This window comes from Vannielia sp. (assembly GCF_029212645.1).
GTDB lineage: Bacteria > Pseudomonadota > Alphaproteobacteria > Rhodobacterales > Rhodobacteraceae > Vannielia.
In genome coordinates this window covers 62817-81622 of record NZ_JARGND010000001.1, presented here as the reverse complement: position 1 = coordinate 81622, position 18806 = coordinate 62817, and the positions used below count along the sequence as shown (strand labels likewise).

The 18806-nt window shown below is 63.7% G+C and carries 11 protein-coding genes and 1 pseudogene; 5 read left to right on the top strand and 7 right to left on the bottom strand.

Going from position 1 to position 18806, the window contains the following annotated elements; genetic code table 11:
- The 3 genes and pseudogenes from P1U55_RS00385 to P1U55_RS00375 all read left to right on the top strand — a co-directional run.
- Positions 1–264, top strand: a pseudogene (locus tag P1U55_RS00385) (efflux transporter periplasmic adaptor subunit); the annotation flags it as partial.
- 3 nt (positions 265–267) lie between these two features.
- Positions 268–3642 carry an efflux RND transporter permease subunit gene (locus P1U55_RS00380; RefSeq protein WP_301045479.1) on the top strand — a complete coding sequence of 1125 codons (3375 nt, stop codon included), beginning with the start codon at positions 268–270 and terminating at the stop codon, positions 3640–3642.
- Positions 3643–4028: 386 nt separating this feature from the next.
- Positions 4029–6722, top strand: coding sequence for a cation-transporting P-type ATPase (locus tag P1U55_RS00375; protein WP_301045478.1), 2694 nt, complete (start codon positions 4029–4031; stop codon positions 6720–6722).
- 47 nt (positions 6723–6769) lie between these two features.
- On the opposite strand, the gene P1U55_RS00370 is transcribed toward P1U55_RS00375, so the two are convergent.
- The 6 genes from P1U55_RS00370 to P1U55_RS00345 all read right to left on the bottom strand — a co-directional run bounded on the left by P1U55_RS00370 (position 6770) and on the right by P1U55_RS00345 (position 15196).
- Positions 6770–7015 (bottom strand): acyl carrier protein, encoded by a 246-nt coding sequence (locus P1U55_RS00370; RefSeq protein WP_301045477.1) that lies wholly within the window; start codon positions 7013–7015, stop codon positions 6770–6772.
- Complete coding sequence (locus P1U55_RS00365; RefSeq protein WP_301045476.1) at positions 7012–8283, bottom strand: dihydrolipoamide acetyltransferase family protein; 1272 nt, start codon at positions 8281–8283, stop codon at positions 7012–7014. Before P1U55_RS00365 ends, P1U55_RS00370 begins: the two co-directional genes overlap by 4 nt.
- A complete protein-coding gene (gene pdhA / locus P1U55_RS00360) occupies positions 8280–10289 on the bottom strand; it encodes a pyruvate dehydrogenase (acetyl-transferring) E1 component subunit alpha (protein WP_301045475.1) in 2010 nt (669 codons plus the stop codon). Before pdhA ends, P1U55_RS00365 begins: the two co-directional genes overlap by 4 nt.
- On the bottom strand, positions 10286–12055 hold the full coding sequence (acsA, locus tag P1U55_RS00355; RefSeq protein ID WP_301045474.1) for an acetate--CoA ligase: 1770 nt from the start codon (positions 12053–12055) through the stop codon (positions 10286–10288). Before acsA ends, pdhA begins: the two co-directional genes overlap by 4 nt.
- 445 nt (positions 12056–12500) lie before the next feature.
- Entirely contained in the window at positions 12501–14060 is a 1560-nt protein-coding gene (locus P1U55_RS00350; RefSeq protein ID WP_301045473.1) for an ATP-binding cassette domain-containing protein, read from the bottom strand.
- Between the two features lie 317 nt (positions 14061–14377).
- Positions 14378–15196: a protein-disulfide reductase DsbD domain-containing protein gene (locus tag P1U55_RS00345; protein ID WP_301045472.1), complete on the bottom strand. Its 819-nt coding sequence runs from the start codon at positions 15194–15196 to the stop codon at positions 14378–14380.
- Positions 15197–15317: 121 nt separating this feature from the next.
- On the opposite strand from P1U55_RS00345, the gene P1U55_RS00340 reads away from it, so the two are divergent.
- Positions 15318–15884, top strand: a complete 567-nt coding sequence (locus P1U55_RS00340; RefSeq protein WP_301045471.1) for a YqgE/AlgH family protein — start codon at positions 15318–15320, stop codon at positions 15882–15884.
- A 148-nt stretch (positions 15885–16032) separates the two neighbouring features.
- On the opposite strand, the gene P1U55_RS00335 is transcribed toward P1U55_RS00340, so the two are convergent.
- Entirely contained in the window at positions 16033–16986 is a 954-nt protein-coding gene (locus tag P1U55_RS00335; protein WP_301045470.1) for an L-threonylcarbamoyladenylate synthase, read from the bottom strand.
- Positions 16987–17097: 111 nt separating this feature from the next.
- On the opposite strand from P1U55_RS00335, the gene P1U55_RS00330 reads away from it, so the two are divergent.
- Complete coding sequence (locus tag P1U55_RS00330; protein ID WP_301045468.1) at positions 17098–18804, top strand: acyl-CoA dehydrogenase; 1707 nt, start codon at positions 17098–17100, stop codon at positions 18802–18804.
- Positions 18805–18806: the final 2 nt, after the last annotated feature.

Here is an 18806-nt window from a genome sequence, read left to right as displayed (position 1 = left end):
GTGGCTGAGCGGTCTCCGCTGATTGGCCCCGGTATCCGCGCCCGCGCCATTGGCCGCCCGCAGGAGGGCGCCGAGGCGGCCCCGCCTTCGACGCAAGAAGAGATGCTGGAGTTGACCGAAGAGCGCCGCGCCAGGCTGATCGCCTATGTGCAGGGCAACCAGCGAATGGCGGCTGATGCCAAGGAGCGGGTGCTGGCGATCCTTGCCCAGGCCCGCGTGCCCGCCGCCACGGTGGAGCGCCTCGAAAGCCGGATGGGGGGCTGATCCATGGCCAAGGCAGCGCGCGCGACGGGCATCCTTTCATACTTCACGCGACACCGCACGGCGGCCAACCTTGTGCTGGTGCTGATGATCGCCGCCGGGCTCGCCGCCTTTCCGCGGATGCGGGCGCAGTTTTTCCCCGATATCATCACAGATAGCGTGCGCGTTTCCGTCACCTGGGAAGGGGCGGGGGCCGAGGATGTGGACGGCGCCATAGTTGGCCTGCTGGAGCCTGCGCTGATGGCCGTAGACGGGGTGGAGGAGAGTAGCGCCACCTCGCGCGAGGGCGGGGCGACGATTTACCTGGAGTTTGAAGCCAATTACGACATGACCCGCGCTGCCGAAGATGTGCAGACGGCGGTGGATGGCATCACCAACCTGCCCGAAGATGCCGATGAGCCCACGGTGACACGCTCTGCCTGGCGAGACAGGGTGACGGATGTGATCATCACCGGCCCGGTCGGGGTGGAGCTTTTGGCGCGCTATGCCGATGAGTTCGTGGCCCGCCTGTTTGAGGTGGGGGTGACGCGCACCACGATCCGGGGGCTTGCCGCGCCGGAGGTGATTGTTGAAGTGCCCTCGGCCAAGCTCATCAACAACGATGTCACCATGGCCGAGATCTCCGCTGCCATAGGCGAAGAGGCGGAGGCGGATCCGGCGGGCGATGTAAGCGGGGCCAATGCCCGCGTGCGCACCGGCACCGCCAAGCGCAGCCCCGATGAGCTGGCTGGGATCGTGCTGAAGCCAGACCTGACGATTGGAGACATAGCGCAGATCCGGGTGGAGGGCGTGGACCGCGATCGCACCTATTTTGTAGGGCCAAACCCGGCGATTTCGGTGCGGGTGGACCGCTCGGCGCAGGGCGATGCGATTGATATTCAGCGCACCGTTGAGGAGGTGGCGAGCGAGATGATGCTATCGCTCCCCCAGGGCGTGAAGATTGATCTGATCCGCACGAGATCAGAGGCGATCGAGGGGCGGCTGAATGTTCTGCTGGAGAACGGGCTGACCGGCCTCGCGCTGGTGCTGCTGTTGCTGTTCTTGTTCCTGAACGCGCGCACGGCTTTCTGGGTGGCGATGGGGATTCCGGTGGCGATGCTTGCGGCCATTGCGATCATGTGGGTGGCGGGGCTGACGCTGAACATGATCTCGCTTTTTGCGCTGCTGATCACGCTGGGGATCGTGGTGGATGATGCCATTGTGGTGGGCGAACATGCCGATTTTCGGGCGCGCCACTTGGGCGAGGGGCCGTTTCAGGCGAGTGAAAACGCGGCCAGACGGATGGCCGGGCCGGTATTTTCATCGACCATCACCACCATCATCGCGTTTGCGGGCCGGATGGTGATTGGCGGGCGGTTTGGCGAGATGATCGCCGATATCCCGTTCACGGTGATCACCGTGCTGATCGCCTCGCTGATCGAGTGTTTCGTGATCCTGCCCAACCATATGGCGCATGCGCTGGCGGCCACCCAGAAAAAAGAGGCGTGGTATGACTGGCCGTCGCGGCAGGTGAACAAGGGCTTTGGCTTTGTGCGGGATCGGATGTTTCGCCCGCTCATGCGGCTTGTCATCATTGCCCGTTATCCGGTGATCGCCATGGTGGTGGTGCTGCTTGCGATGCAGGTGGGTGAGTTGGTGCGCGGCAACGTGGCCTGGCGGTTTTTCTCGGCGCCCGAGGAGGGCAGCATCTCGGGGAATTTCGCAATGGCACCGGGGGCGGAGCGGGCCGATACCGTGGCGCAGATGCAGGCGTTTCAGGCCGCTGTCGAGATGCTGGGCGAGGAATATGAGGCCGAGTTCGGGCGCAACCCTGTGGCCTATGCGCTGGCCGAGATTGGCGGCAACACCGGGCGCGGGCTTTCGGGGGTGGAAAGCAAGGATGAAGACCTGCTTGGCTCCATCGCCGTTGAGTTGATTGACCCCGATCTGCGGACCTACCCTTCATCGAAATTCGTGACCGACCTGCAAGAGCGGGTCGAGCGGCATCCACTGGTGGAGATCGTCGCCTTCAGGGGGTGGCGCAGTGGGCCGGGCGGCGATGCGTTGGATGTTGAGATTTCCGGCGCGAGCGTGGAAACGCTGAAAGCCGCCGCGCAGGAGTTGAAGGAGCAGGTGGCGCAGTTTGGCGAGGTTTCCGCAGTTGAAGACAGCCTGTCTTATGACAAGGAAGAGCTGATCCTTGATCTCACCCAGCAGGGCCGTGAGCTGGGCTTCACCATTGATGCGCTGGGGCGCACCCTGCGCAACCGGCTGGCCGGGATCGAGGCGGCAACCTACCCGGATGGCCCGCGCTCTGCCGCGATCCGGGTGGAGCTGCCCGAAACCGAGCTGACGGCTGATTTCCTTGACCGCACCATGATGCGCACCCCCGCCGGGGCTTATGTTCCGCTGGCCGATATCGTGAAGGTTGACAGGCGCACCGGCTTCTCGACCATCGCGCGGGAAAACGGCGTGCGGGTGGTGGAGGTGACCGGCGATATTGCCGATGATGACCCGACCCGCGCCGCCGAGATCACCACCCAGGTTTCCGAGGTGATCCTGCCGCGCATCGAGGAGGAGTTTGGCGTGGCAACCCGCATGTCGGGCCTTGCCGAGCAGGAAAACGAGTTTCTCTCCGATGCGCTGCTCGGCTTTGGCGCCTGCCTGATCGGGATTTTCCTTGTGCTGGCGTGGATCTTCTCCAGCTGGACGCGGCCTTTGCTGATCATGGCGGTTATTCCCTTTGGGCTGATCGGCGCGATCTGGGGCCACCAGCTATGGGGCATCCCGCTTTCGATGTTCTCGGTGGTGGGGCTGATCGGCATGTCGGGGATCATCATCAACGATTCGATCGTGCTGGTGACAACGGTAGACGAATACTCGCGCGAGCGCGGCCTGTTTCCCGCCATCGTTGACGGCGCGGCAGACCGGCTGCGCCCGGTGATGCTGACAACGCTGACCACGGTGATCGGCCTTGCGCCGCTGCTTTACGAGCCGTCCAGCCAGGCGCAATTTCTCAAGCCCACCGTGGTGACGCTGGTCTTTGGCCTTGGCTTTGGCATGGTTCTGGTGCTGCTGATCGTGCCGTCGCTACTGGCGATGCAGCAGGACATTTTGCGCCAATTTCAGGCGCTGCGGCGGCTCGGCTCGCAGCCCGCGCGCGCCCGTGGGGCGGCGGTGGTTGTGGGGCTGGCGGCGGTGGCGCTGCTGGTGTGGTTTGCCGCAACCCTTGGCGCGATGATCCTGACAGGCGCGCTTTGGGCCCCGCTCGCCGCCTTGTTGCCCGTAAGCGGCTTGGGCGCGGCGCTGGGGCTGTTCCTTTTGGGGGCGCTCTTGCTGGTGGTTCTGGCCTTTGCGCTGGGCGCGGCCACGCTGGCGAGAGGTGGGCGGCGCACGGCCTGAAGCGCCTTGCGTGCAATATGGATCAAATGGGGATCAAAAGACGCGGCCTTCACCCTTTGATCTTTGGGCCGACGACAGGCGCGCATTCACGGCGCGGCGGGCTGCGTTTGGGGCGAAATGCGGTGGATCCCCCATTGATGCCCCGCTCTCCCTGCAGATCAACGAAGCGCTGGCGGGCCAGCGGATTGCGCAAATACCAGCGCATGGTGCGGCGTATGTTCCCAGTTGGGAAAGATGGTGCTTGAACGGGGGTTTGCGCGGTATACCTGACTTCAAAGAGCAGAGCTTGGCCAGGCAGCGCGATCAATGCAAAGGTCCCTGTGTGGCCGAGAATATAACGCACTGGCGTCCTCTCGGGGCTTTTACGGTGCAGGTGGGAAACCAGAATGACTGATGCTGTCCAGAATGACGCCTTTGCAACCCCGGTTGACATGGTGGCGAAGGATCAAAATGTGGATCCGGGCCGGGGGCTGGACGAGCAAGAGGTTCTGAAACGCCGGGAGCAGCATGGCCTGAACCAATTGCTCGCCTCTGAAAAGCAAAACGCGTTTGCTATTCTTGCCCATCAATTCAAAGGCGTGATTGTCTGGCTTTTGGCTTTTGCCGCCGGGCTGTCGTTCTTTTATCAGGATTTTGCCGAAGGCATCGCGATTGTTGTCGTGCTTGCCATAAACACCGCGATCGGATTTTTCACTGAACTGCGGGCCGCCCGGTCTATGGAAGCCCTCGCGCGCATCTCCGAGTTTACCACGCAGGTGCGGCGGGGCGGTAAGGTGATCCGGGTTGACGCGCATGAACTGGTGCCCGGTGATATCGTCCTGTTGGAGGCGGGCGATGTTGTGACCGCCGATTTGCGGCTTGTTCAGGCGTCGAACCTGCACTGCGATGAATCCGTGCTGACCGGTGAATCCGTGCCTGTCGTCAAGCAGCTTGATCCTGTCGCGCCCAAGTCTGTCATCGGTGACCGCACGAGTATGGCGTATAACGGAACGGCGATTACACAGGGAACGGGCGAGGGCATTGTGACCGCCACGGGCATGGCCACCGAACTGGGCCGGATCAACCACCTTGTGCAAACGGCGGAATCGGTGGCATCGCCGCTTGAAAAACGTCTTGATCGGCTGGGGCACCGGCTGGTCTGGTTGACCTTGGCTTTGGCCGTGCTGGTTATTGGTGCGGGTATCCTGCGCGGTCACGAGATCGAGGCGATGATCCAGACGGGCGTGGCGCTGGCTGTTGCCGCCGTGCCCGAAGGCTTGCCGGTGGTTGCCACGCTATGCCTGGCCAGAGGCATGTGGCGCATGGCTGCGCGAAACGCGATTATCTCGAACCTGTCTTCGGTGGAAACTCTGGGCGCAACAACGGTGCTCCTGACAGACAAGACCGGCACGCTGACGGAAAACCGCATGACAGTGGTTCGCTATCTGACATCGGGCGCGGATATAGACCTCGACCGGAATGATGAGATGGTCCGGTTCAAAACCGGCGCGGGGGGAGTGGAGCCGCAAACCGATCCGCAGCTGGATGCGGTTCTGCGGGTTGGCGCGCTTTGCAACAACGCCGCGCTTGAGCAAGCAGACCAGGGCCCGCTGGGCGATCCAATGGAAGTGGCATTGTTGCAGGTTGCCCAAGATGCCGGGCAGGGCCGTGATACCTTGTTACAGACCCACGAGGAGGTGTGCGAACATGCCTTTGATCAGGACAAGAAGATGATGGCCACCGTCCACCGCGATGGAGATGGTTTTCTTTATGCCGCCAAAGGTGCGCCCGAAGCGGTTTTGGAGGTCTGCACCCGCGTTTTGGGGCCGGACGGTGAGCGCGATCTGGATGCTGCAACCCGCGCGCAGTGGCTAGAGCGCAGCCGGGCCGCAGCCAGTGATGGGCTGCGGCTTTTGGCCTTGGCGTCAAAACAGTCCGACCGCGAGGATATTGCCCCTTATGAGGGGCTCACGCTTGCCGGGATGGTTTGCTTGCGCGATCCGTTGCGCGCGGATGTTGCCGGAGCAATCGCAGCCACGCAGGCGGCGGGTGTGCGGGTTGTGATGATGACCGGCGATCATGCCGATACCGCCGCCGCCATCGCCCGCAAAGCCGGGCTGGGCAAGGCGGGGAACCTGACGGTTATGGAGGGGGCCGATCTGGATGCGCTGGAGTCCGCAGAGACGGACGTTTCCTTGCATGACCGGGTCCTGTCTGCCGATGTTTTTGCCCGTGTCGCCCCGGCGACCAAGCTGAAGCTGGCGGCGCTTTATCAACAAAACGGGCAGATCGTGGCAATGACCGGCGACGGCGTGAACGATGCACCCGCGTTGAAGCAGGCCGATATCGGCATCGCCATGGGGCAGCGCGGCACCGAAGTGGCGCGCGAGGCGGCGGATATGGTGCTGAAGGACGATTCCGTTGGGACGATCATAGCGGCGATGCGGGAGGGGCGGGTTATCTTTGACAATATCCGCAAGTTCGTTGTGTATCTGATGTCTTGCAATGTGAGTGAGGTTCTTATTGTCGGCCTCGCCGTTGGGGCAGGATTGCCGATGCCGTTGCTGCCCTTGCAGATTTTGTTTTTGAACCTCGTGACCGATGTTTTCCCGGCGTTTGCATTGGGCTTGGGGGCAGGTGATGAGCGTGTCATGCGCCAGCCTCCGCGCGACCCTGCCGAACAGATAATCGACCGCAGCCGCTGGATACTGATCGGCGTTCTGGGCGGCGCCATTACCGTGACCACGCTCGCCGCTTTCTGGCTGGCCCTGCACTGGCTGATGCTCCCGACCGAGGCGGCTGTCACCGTGGCGTTTTTGACGTTGGCGCTGGCGCAGTTGTGGAATGTGATCAACGTGCGAATGCCCGGCAGTGGCCTGTTCGTCAACGAGGTGACGCGGAATATCTGGGTCTGGGGCGCAATCGTTCTTTGCATCGGGTTGATTGCGGCGGCGTTCTGGGTGCCAGGGCTGTCGGAGATTCTGGAGTTGCCGGACCCCGGCCGAGCGGGCCTATTGCTGGCATTGGCAAGCAGTGCCGGACCGTTGGTTATCGGGCAGGCCTATCTTTATTTTGGGCCTAGGCGTTCGTCAGGTGGGTGAATGGCCACCGCGATATAAAGGGGCGCGCTAGCTGATGCTGTGCTTCATCAGGCAGTCTTTTGCTTCAGATACCCGACCAATGCGTCAAAGCTGCCCATCTGGGGGTAATCGGCTTCGGGCATCGCAAGCTCAAACCGCTCTCCCAAAGCGGTGACAAGGCGCAGAAAATCCATGGAGTCGATGTCAAATTCTTCGCGAAGGACGCCGCTGCGGTCTATGTCTTCCAACGCGATTTCCGGCGCGATGGCGTGCAGTTCCTCGGCGATGGCGGCTTCGGCTTCTTCATGGGTCATAGTGTTTCCGGTTCCTGTAGGTTGCTGTCAACGGCACGCAGAAAAAGCGCACCGCGATGTCCGTCGCTGACGCGATGATCGGCGGCCAGCGTGAGCGTCGTCGCAAGCTGTGATACGACTGCGCCATCCTTCACCATTGGTGTGGGGCGCGGCGTGCCGATCCCGACGATGGCCACCTGGGGCGGATAGATCACGCCGATCACCTCGTCGACGCCACGCTCGCCCAGGGAGGTCAGCGTGATGGTGGCGTCGGTCAATTCACGCGCCTTGAAGCGCCCGGCACGGACGCGCGCGACCAGATCGGTGAGGTCGGTCATCACCTCGGCGGCGGATTTGGTTTCGATGGCGAAAAGGGCCGGGGCGACAAGCCCGCCTGAACGGATATGAATGGCGACGCCCAGATTGACGGCTTTGGACGGATGAAACTGCTCCTCCGTGTAGTGACCATTGAATTCGGGGTATTTGCTCAACGCCAGTGCAATCGCCCGCGCGAACAGCGCGCCGGGCAGCATCCGCTCACGGGGGGGTCGTGTTGCGTTCAGGTCGGCCAGGAAGGCATCAACCGCCCCAAGATCAACACGATGCCTCAGGTAATAATGCGGGATCTCCCGCTTTGAGCGGGACATTGCCGCTGCGATGGCTGCGCGCATATCCGCAGCCGGGGCCGGTTTGCGCCGATCCTCTGGCGGGGTTTTCACCGCGCCGAGGTTTTCGATATCGTGCCGGGTCAGCACCTTGTCCGGCGGGGGTGAAAGCGCCCCAAGGTCGATCCCGCGTGATGATGCGAGCCGCCGGGCGGCTGGTGTAATCCGGGGGCGGGTGGCCGTGACCTTGCGTTCGGGGCGGTGGCTCGGCGTCAATTGGTCCGCGGGCGGCTGAATTTCGGGCGGCAGATCCGGGGGCTGCTCGGGTTCAGGCTCTGGCGGGACTTCCGGTGGAGGGGAAGGGTCAGGCGGGAGTGGTTCTGGCGGAATCTCAGGCGGCGTTTCGGGTGGAAGCTCAGGTGGGTTGCTTGGCGGCTCGGGTTTGCTGCCTTGCTGGTGCAACCGGGCAAGCGGCGTGCCGACCGGCACTTCAGTTCCCGGTTCGACCAGCCATTGATCAAGGATGCCGTCCTCGAAAACCTCCACCTCGATCACCCCTTTCTGGGTTTCAACTGCCGCAATGACATCCCCGCGTTGAAACGCCTCACCGGGGGCGATTGTTTGCTCGACAAGCGTTCCTGCGGCCATGTCGGACCCGAGGGAGGGCATAAGATACTGGCTCATGCCGATGCCTCCATCAGGTGCAGAACAGCGTCAAGGATCTTGCCGGTCTGCGGGATTGCCGCCTGTTCCAGATGCTTTGGGTAGGGGATCGGCACTTCTTCGCTGCAAACGCGCGCAAGCGGGGCGTCAAGCTCGAAGAACGCCTCCTCAGCCAACCGCATGCCGATTTCGGCGGCAAGGCTGCCGCTGCGCCAGCCTTCATCCACGATCAACGCGCGGCGGGTCTTGCGGACAGAGGCAAGGATCGTCTCCATATCTAGGGGGCGCAGCGAGCGCAGGTCGATGACATCGGTGCTGATATGGTGCTCGTCAAACAGCCTTTGCGCGGCGTGCAGCGTTTTGGGCAGCGAGCCGCCATACGTGATCAGCGTCGCATCATCACCAACGTGGCGCACTGCGGCGCGGTCGATGTTGACGGCGCTCGGTTTTTCCGGGAGTGGGCCTTCGGAATTATAGAGCATGACGTTCTCGAAAATCAGCACCGGGTCGGGGTCGCTTAGGGCGGTTTGCAGCATTCCGTATGCGTCTTCGATGGTGGCCGGGGCCAGCACTTTCAAGCCCGGAATATGTGCAAACCAGCCCTCAAGGCTGTGGGAATGCTGGGCGGCCAATTGCTTGCCCGCACCTGTCGCCATGCGGATCACAAGTGGCACTCCGAACTGGTTGTTCGACATATGCCGCATGGTGGCGGCGGTATTCAGGATCTGGTCCAGCGCCAGCAGCGAAAAATTGACCGTCATGATCTCGACAATCGGGCGCATCCCGGCCATCGCCGCCCCGATCCCCGCGCCGGTAAACCCGGCCTCCGACAGTGGCGTGTCGCGGATGCGATCCGGTCCGAAACGATCAAGAAGGCCCATGCTGACCGCATAGCAGCCGCCATAGTGCCCAACGTCCTCACCCATCAGGAACACGCGATCATCACGATCCATGGCATCTGTCAGCGCCTCTCGCATGGCATCGCGATAGGTGAAGACCCGCAAAGACCCCGGCTCGGCTGGCGTGTCGGGTGGGGTGGGGCGCTCTGGTGAAAGGACGAAATCTGTTAGCGTTTCAATGGGTTCGTCGGTGGCGGCTTCGGCAAAGGCCACGGCTTCCTTGATCTCGGCGTCCACCTCGGCTTCGATTTCGGCGACCTCGCCGGAATGCAGCAGCGCGTTTTCTTCCAGCCATCCCTGAAAGCGCACAATGGGGCCCTTGGCGCGCCATTCCTTCACTTCCTCTTTGCTGCGGTAAAGCTGGGCGTCAAACATCGAATGCGCGCGAAAGCGGTATGTCTTGCACTCCAGAAATTGCGGCTTGCCGGTTGTGCTGATCGACGTCAGCGCGCGTCGCGCGGCGGCTTCAACGGCGACCACATCCATGCCATCGACAGTTTCGGCCTCCATGCCGTAGGTGGCTGCGCGGGTGGTCAGCCCGGTTTCCGCCTCTGTCAGAGCCAGAGCCGAGCCCATGGCGTAGCCGTTGTTTTCACAGACAAAAAGGACAGGAAGGTGCCAGAGGGCGGCCAGGTTCATGGCTTCGTGAAATTCGCCTTCTGCCATGGCACCTTCGCCAAAAAAGCACACCGTCACCGCGCGCGTTCCGGTCATTCTATCGGCCAGCGCCAGCCCGGTTGCCATTGGCAATCCGCCCCCGACGATGGCATTGCCGCCGTAGAAATTATGCGCCCGGCTGAACAGGTGCATCGACCCGCCGCGCCCGCCAGAGCAGCCTTCGCGCTTGCCGAACATTTCGGCCAGGACAGACCCCATGGGAACGCCGCGCACCAGCGCGTGGCCGTGTTCGCGGTAGGTCGCGACGACCCGGTCCTGCTCACCCAAAAGCGGGATGATCCCCGCCGCGATCGCTTCCTGCCCATCGTAAAGATGCAGGAAACCCCGGATTTTCTCACGGGTGTAATACTCGGCGCAGGTATCCTCAAAACGGCGAATGCGGATCATTTTCTTTAGAAGATCGCGCACATGGGCATGGTTCAAACGGGGTTTGAGATCGGTGGTGGTCATCGTTCATCGCTTTCCAGGGTTGAGATGTCACCTTCCGGCAAGCCCAGTTCGCGTGCCTTCAAGAGGCGGCGCATGATCTTGCCACTGCGGGTTTTTGGCAGGTTCTGGCGAAAGACGATTTCCTTTGGAGCAACGGCCGGGCCGAGCCGTTTGCGCGCGTGTCCGGTCAGCTCCAGAAGCAAGCTTTCAGAGGCCTCAAAGCCGGGTTTCAACGCGACGAAAGCCTTGACGATTTCGCCCGCCGTCTCGTCCGGCACGCCGATGACACCGGCCTCGGCGACGGCTTCGTGCTCCAGCAAGGCGCTTTCAACCTCGAAAGGCCCGATGAGGTGACCCGCGCTTTTGATCAGGTCATCGCCGCGACCGACAAACCAGAAATACCCATCTGCATCGCGCATCGCCAGATCGCCGCTAAGATACCAGCCATCGCGAAAGCACTTTTCATAGCGGGCCTGCTCATGAAGGTAGCCGCGCATCATCGAAGGCCAGCCCGGGCGCAATGCCAATTCACCAATCGCCATGGGCGCGGTCAGCTCCCGCAAGGTGCCGCCTTCAACCGCGACAATGCCCGCCTCGATACCCGGCAGGGGTTTGCCCATTGAACCGGGGCGCACATCCATCGCGGCGTAATTTGCAATCATGATGCCGCCGGTTTCTGTTTGCCACCAGTTGTCGTGGAACGGCATTGTGAAGGTGTTGTTTGACCAAATGACTGCCTCGGGGTTCAGCGGCTCCCCCACGCTTGCCATGAAGCGAAGGGCGGTCAGATCATGTGGTTTTGCAGCACTGGCCCCGGCCTTCATCAACATGCGAATGGCGGTTGGCGCGGTGTACCAAACGGTGACGGCTTCGCGCGCCAGGGTTGCATACCAGCGGTCAACATCAAATTCCGCCTCGTCGATGATCATCGTGACCCGGTTGGTCAGGGGCGCGATGATGCCGTAGGATGTGCCGGTGACCCAGCCGGGATCGGCGGTGCACCAATAGGTATCGCCGGGCCTGAGATCGAGCGCCAGCCGCCCGGTTGCATGATGCGCCACGACCGCCTGATGAACGTGGACAACCCCCTTGGGTTTCCCGGTTGTTCCGGAGGTAAAGTGCAAAAGCGCCGTCTCTTCGGGCTGCATCCGCTCGGTAGTGAAGGTGTCATTGGCGGCGTTCATGGCCGCGTTCAAATCAATCGTTGCGTCCTCGTCGCCATCAATCAGGAAGACGGTGCGCAGGTCTGGCAGGTTGCCCCTGATGCCCTTGAGTTTGCGGCGATAGAGCCGTGATGAGGTGATGATCGCATTTGCCTGACCGATCTCCATACGCGACTGGATCGGCTCTGGGCCGAAGGCCGAAAACAGCGGGCAAAACACGCATCCGGCTTTCAGCGTTCCAAGGGCCGCGATGTAAAGATCAGGCAGGCGGCCAAGCAGGGAATAGACCCGATCCCCCTTTTCAAGTCCTTGATTGCGCAGCACGTTTGCAAAGCGATTGGTCAGGTCCTGAAGTTCAGAATAGGTGATGTCACGGCTGTCGCCAGCCTTTGCGATCCAGCGAATGGCCACCTGCGCGCCGTGGCCAGCCGCCACATGCCGGTCCACCGCTTCATGCGCGATGTTGAGGCTGCCATCCCCGAACCCGTCGATGTCGCGCTCGGCGTCAGCCCAAGAGAAAGCGGCGTAGGCCTTTGCATAGTCCGGCATGTTGGCGCGGGCGCGCGTGCCGTCTGGCTTTATGATCGGGTCTGATGTCATGCGGGCGGCCCTCAGTGTGTGCATGGTGTTGAAGGCTAGGCGGTTGGTGCATTCGGGAACTGACAAAGATCAATTGAACGGCATCCTGACCCTAGAGCGCCATCAAAGCTCTGCCCCAAACGGAATGATATCTTTTTGGGCTGTCTGTCGTCAGAGATTTTGGAACCAGTGGCTTCCTGAATGAAGAGAGCGTTTGGCTCATCTGGTTGCTTGCATGGTGCGGCGTGCCGCGCGGGTGCTCCATTGCTTTGTCTTTCAGCCATTTAGCGAGATCATCAGCGTTCTCGGCCTGCACTCTGTCCCCCGCAAGCCGCGTTGTTCCGGCGTCCGTGAAGCCCTTCAACCACTTGGCGTACCTGCCCTGGGATATGCTTCGCGATGGCACAGCTCTGCTGTCCGCGCCGCGCAGCATTTCTGCCTCGCACTGCGCTCCGCCATAAGCTGTGATTCAGGTTTTTGGCGGAGCGCTTTAAAGCGCGATTTCGCGGGTGAGGCCGAGGGCGGCGCAAAAGGCCTCGTCATGGCTGGCGACCAGCAGCGCCCCTGTGAAGCTTTGCAGAGCGGTTTCCAGCAGTTCGACCGTTTCGATATCAAGATGGTTGGTCGGCTCATCCAGAAGCAGCAGCGCCGGCGGCGTGCCGCCCAGCGTGGCCGCAAGCCCGGCGCGTAAGCGTTCACCCCCCGAAAGCTGGCCCACCGGCGCATTGGCCGCCGTGTTGCGAAAGCCATAGCGGGCGAGCAGCGCCTGCGCCTCTTGCGGGGTGAGGTGCGGGGCGAGGCGGTGCAGGTTTTCAAGGATTGAGGCGTTGGGATCAAGATCGCCAATCTGTTGATCCAGCGCGGCAAGCCGCGGCGTGGTGGCGAGCTGCCCTGAAGCGGGGCTGATCTGGTCGCGCAGGGCTGCCATCAGCGTGCTTTTGCCCGCGCCATTTGGCCCGGTCAGCGCAACGCGCTCCCCCGCACTCAGGCTGAACGTGAGCGGCCCGAGCAGGAAGCCCGCGCGGCGCAGCGTGACCGCCTCAAGCGATAGCACAACCGCCCCGCCGCGCCCGGCTTCGGCGTCGATCCGCAGGCTGCGGGTGGGCGACACATGCGCCGCCGCCACGGCGCGCGCCGCCTCTCCCGCCGCCTCAAGCCGTGCGGCGCGGCGCGCATCGCTGCCAGAGGTGCGCCCGGCGCGATCTGCCTTGGCATCCAGCAGCACCTTGGGCTGGCCGCCACTGGCCCGCGCGGCGCGGCCCCGTGCATCGCGCTGGGCCTTTTTCTCGCGTTGGGCCTGAATATCCCGCTGGATGCGGGCCTCGGCGCGGGTGGCACGCTCCAGCTCTGTGGCGGCGCGGCTGCGGCGGGCAGCGCGGGCCTTGGCATGGGCCTGCCAGCCGCCTTCGGTGAGGTGAATGCCGGTTGGCGTAAGCTCAACGATCCGGTCCATTTGCGCCAGCAGCGCCCGGTCATGGCTGGCCACCACCGCCCCGCCGGGCCACTCGGCCAGAAGGCGGGAGACCAGCGCCTTGCCCGCGCGATCAAGGTTGTTGGTCGGCTCATCCATCAACAGGATATCGGGCGCCTCAAGGAGCAGCCGTGCCAGCCCAACGCGGGTGCGCTGGCCGCCGGAGAGCTGTGAAAGCGGCGTGCCCTCCACCGCGCCCAGCCCCACCCGTGCGAGGGCCTCGGCAAGCCGCGCGGGGGCCTCCCAATCGGCAAGGTCAATGTCATCCTCCAGCGGTGCGCCGCGCTCGATCCGCGCCAGCCGGGCCAGCGCCGCGCCCATCCCGGCGGCTTCGCGCACGGTGAGGGAGAGGTCATCCCAAGCCTGTGCCAGCATGCCGGTGCTGGCCTGCCTGTCGATATGCCCCAAGGCTGGCGCGGCCCCCGAAAGCAGGCGCAGCAGGGTGGATTTGCCCGCACCGTTCTGGCCCACGAGGCCGGTGCGCGAGGCCCCGAAGGTGAGGGTGATTTCCGGGGTGAGCGGCGATCCGTCAGGCTTGGTGAGCGGGACCGATTGCAGCGAAAGAGAGGGAGCGGGCATGAGACACCTGTGGGCAAGTCGCGAAAAGGGCGTGTGCGGTTTGCAGGGTGGTGTTCATGGGGGTGTCTCCTGTGACTGCACAGAAGATAGGCGCCTTGGTGGGGGCAATCAAGGTGGGTGGCCGGGACGGGCCAGAAGAGATGAGAGCTTCCGGCGGGGATATTAAAAGCGTCACGCCTTTAATCTGAGCCATCAGATAAAGGCGAGGCGCGCGCAACAGTCCTGCCTCGCACTGTGCTCTGCCAAGAGCTGTGAGTCAGGTTTTTGGCGGAACGCTTTAGCGCAAGAAAATGTGGGCCGCGTTTGGAGGGGGCGGTTTATCCCGGTGCGTGGCAGCCGCGAATATCCACCGCTGTGCGACGGCCCAGCAGGGTAAAGCGCAGGTTTTCGCGGGACAGCGCCATGGGCTTGCCCGACGGGGGAACCATATCGACGGTGGTGACGAGGGTGCCGCCTTCACGGTGCGTTTCGGCCTCCGAGGTCCAGATCCGGGGATCGCCCGGCTCGATCACCGCCACCTCATTGCCCCCAAGCGGCGGGGCGGGGATGCGGGCGGTGATGCGGATGCCATCGGTGATTGGCTCAATCTCGCAGGTGACACGGCCAATGCCCGCCTCTCTGGCGGTTTGCGGGCGGGCGGCCAGCGCGGCGGAGATCACCGCATCGCGCCCACCCTGCCCGGTGAGGGCTTGCGAAAACGAGAGCGCGGCGGGCACGCAGATTTCTTCACAAACCCCCAGCTCAACCTCGGCGTTGAGAATCATCGCCTTACCGGGGCGCTCGGGGCGCACTTCGATTGGCAAAACAAGTTCGCGCTTGTAGCCGATGGTTTGCATTCCCGAGCTTTCAAACACCTCAGGGCGCGGCCAGTGGTAGGTGACAGAGGCGAGGTTCTTTGAGCCGCCCCAATCAAAGCGCGGCGGGATGCCGGCCTCGCCGGGGGCGCGCCAGTAGGTTTTCCACCCCGGTTTGAGGGTAAGACGCAGGGCGACCATGCGGGTGCCCTCGGCGGTGGTCCATCCGGGCAGCACCTCGGCGCGCACCACATCAGCGCCCGGCACGGCACCGTAGGTTCCGGCGGTGGCGGGCAGGGTGAGGGTGGTGAGCAGGGCAAGGGCGGCAAGGAGGCTTTTCATGAGCGCGGAGAATACGGGCAGAGGCGCGCAGGGGAAATCACGAATGAGCGAGAGCGCGCGAGGCGTGGCTTATGTGACGCAGCCCCTTGCGCGGCGCCCTGTGGACCCCCATCATCAGGGGATGGACCTGACCGGAAAGCTCCTTGTTGCCATGCCCGGCATGGGTGATCCGCGCTTTGAGCGCAGCGTGATCTATATTTGTGCCTATTCGGACGAGGCGGCGATGGGGCTGGTGATCAACCGCACCGCGCCTGACCTGACGTTCCGTGATCTGCTGAGCCAGCTTGATATCGGCGAGGGGATCGAGGTGGCGCCCGCCAGTGCCCGTGCGCCGATCTACTTTGGCGGCCCGGTGGAGCATGGCCGGGGCTTTGTGCTGCATTCAGCGGATTACACCGCCGAAGGTTCGACGCTGATGTTGAGCCCCGCCTTTGGCATGACCGCGACCACCGACATCCTTGAGGACATTGCCCGTGGCGAAGGCCCGCGCGATGTGATCCTTGCGCTGGGCTACGCGGGCTGGGGTCCGGGGCAGCTTGAGGGGGAGATCGGTGAGAACGGCTGGCTCACCTGCGATGCCACCCCCGAGATCGTGTTTGGCACCGAGAATGGTGGCAAATGGGAGGCGGCGCTGCGCTCGTTTGGGGTGGACCCAAGGCTGCTGAGCAGTGACGCCGGGCGGGCTTGAGGCCGCAGGCCGCAAGAGATTTGTGCCTCCGGCGGGGATATTTTCTGCAAGAAAATGAACAGGGATGGCGCGCTGCGGTGGGGTGCGCCGAGCGTAGCGAGGCCACCGGGCTGCCCGAGCGCAGCGAGGCTACGAGAAGGCGCAAGCCTCAGCGTGGCGCGGCCGCGCGGGTGAGGCGGTCGTTTATGGCCTGGCCAAGGCCGTGGTTCGGGATCGGGGCAACGGCGATAGCCGCGCCGGGGGCGGCGTCCAGAGTGTGCAGCATTGTGAAGAGGTTGGCGGCGGCTTCGCGCAGGTCCGCCGACGGGGACAGGTTGAGCGTGGCCCCCTCGCAGCCGAGGCCAAAGCCGAGCCAGAGCGCATCGGGGGGCAAGGTGCGCGGGTTCAGCCGCAGCGGTTTGCCCGGCGCGTAGTGTGAGGACAGCTGGCCCGGCGCGCTAGGGTTCACCTCGTTCACCGCACTTTGGGGGCGGGCGAGCGGCTGGCCGAGCGCCTGTTCCAGCGCTTCGGCGGGCAGGCCACCCGGACGCAGCAGAACCGGGGTTTCGCCCGTGCAATCCACGATGGTGCTTTCGACCCCCACAGCGCATGGCCCGGCATCAAGCACTGCGGCGATGCGGCCTTCCAGCCCGGCCAGCACATGGGCGCTGGTTGTGGGGGATATCTTGCCCGAAGGGTTGGCGGAGGGCGCGGCGAGGGCGCCGCCGAAAGACGCCAGCAGCCGGCGGGCGACCGGGTGGGCCGGGATGCGCAGCGCCAGGCTGGGCAGGCCCGCGCTCACCAGCGGTGACAGGCGCGCGCTTTCCCTGCGTGGCACCACCAGCGTCAGCGGGCCGGGCCAAAAGGCCTGCGCCAGCCGCGCCGCCGCGTCGCCAAACACCCCGTAGCGTTGCGCTGCCTCCATGCTGTCCACATGGCAGATGAGCGGGTTGAAGCTGGGCCGCCCCTTGGCGTCGAAGATCGCCGCAACCGCTTCGCCATTGCTGGCATCGCCCGCCAGCCCATAGACCGTTTCGGTTGGGATCGCGACGAGGGCGCCCGCCCGCAACAAGGCAGCGGCGCGGGTGATCCCTTCTTCGCTTGGCGGCAGGCGCTTGGTCATGCATCCTCGTGACGTTGCGTTTTATCCGCCGGCTCTTGGGCCAGCGGCTGGCATCTCTTATGCTGGCGTCGCCCTTCCCTCGCAAGGGCGGTATTTTGAGGAGAAGAATTCATGCCCTATCGCGCCCCGGTCGATGATTTTCGCTTTTTGCTGAGCCATGTGGTTGGCTACGATCAGGTTTCCGCTACCGACCGCTTTGCCGAAGCCGGGAGTGAAACGGTCGATGCGATTCTCTCCGAAGCGGGGCGGTTGAGTGACGAGGTGCTTGGCCCGCTTCAGCGCGAGGGCGATCTGAAGGGCGCGGTGCTGGAAAACGGCGTTGTGCGCACCACGCCGGGGTTTGCCGAGGGTTATAAGGCGATTGCCGATGGCGGCTGGATCGGCATCAGCGCCGATCCGGAGTATGGCGGTATGGGCTTGCCGATCACCCTGATGGAAGCCGTCAACGAAATGATGAACGGCGCCTGCCTGTCTTTGTCGCTGAACCCGCTGCTGACCCAGGGCCAGATCGAGGCGCTGGAGCACCACGCTAGCGATGAGATGAAAGCGCTTTACCTGCCCAAGCTCATCAGCGGTGAGTGGCAGGGCACGATGAACCTGACCGAGCCGCAGGCGGGCAGCGATGTGGGGGCGCTGCGCACCAGGGCCGAGCCGAATGGTGATGGCAGCTTTGCGGTTTCCGGCCAGAAGATTTTCATTTCATGGGGCGATGCGGATTTTGCCTCCAATGTCTGCCACCTCGTGCTGGCCCGCCTGCCTGATGGCGCATCGGGGGTGAAGGGGATCAGCCTGTTCATGGTGCCGCGCAACCTCCCCGATGCCGAGGGCAACCCCGGTGAGCGCAACAGCCTGCGGGTGGTCAGCCTTGAGCACAAGATGGGCATCCACGGATCGCCCACCGCCGTGATGGAATATGACGGAGCCACCGGCTGGCTGGTGGGGGAGCCCCACGGCGGCATGGCAGCCATGTTTACCATGATGAACAACGCGCGCCTTGGTGTGGGCATTCAGGGCATTGGCGTGGCCGAGGCCGCAACCCAGGCCGCGATGGCCTATGCCGCCGATCGCAAACAGGGCCGTGCGCCCGGCTCAGGGGCCATTATCGAGCACGCAGATGTGCGCCGCATGTTGATGACCATGAAGGCCGAAACCCATGCTGCCCGCGCCATTGCGCTGGCCAATGCGGTGGCGCTTGATCTGGCCGCGGCGGGCGGAGAGACCCATTGGGCCAGCCGCGCCGCCCTGCTCACCCCCATCTCCAAGGCCTATGGCACCGATGTGGGCTGCGCGGTGGCCGATATGGGCATTCAGGTGCACGGCGGCATGGGCTTTATCGAAGAAACCGGCGCAGCGCAGTTTTTGCGCGATGTGCGGGTGACGGCGATTTACGAGGGCACCAACGGCATTCAGGCGCTTGATCTGGTGGGCCGCAAAATGGCCGACAGCGGTGAAGCCGCGCTGACCTTGCTGACCGAGATTGAAGACGCCGCCGAGGCCAACAGGGGCCGCTTTCCACGGATGACGGAAGCGGTGTGGAATGCCGCTGAGGTGCAGCGCGAGCTGACAGAGGCCTTGCTCAAGATGGACATGGCCGAGCGCGGCGCAGTTGCGGTGCCTTACCTGCGGGCCTTTGCCCGCGTCGTTGGCGCGCATTTCCACCTCATGACCGCTGCGGCAGAAGGCGGAAAAGGCCCGCGCACCGGCCTTGCGCGGTTTTACATAACACGCCTTTTGCCCGAGCAATCCGGGCTTGCCCAGCAGGTCAAACAAGGCGCCGATGGGCTTTTTGCCCTGTCCAACGAGGAGCTTATGGGCTAATT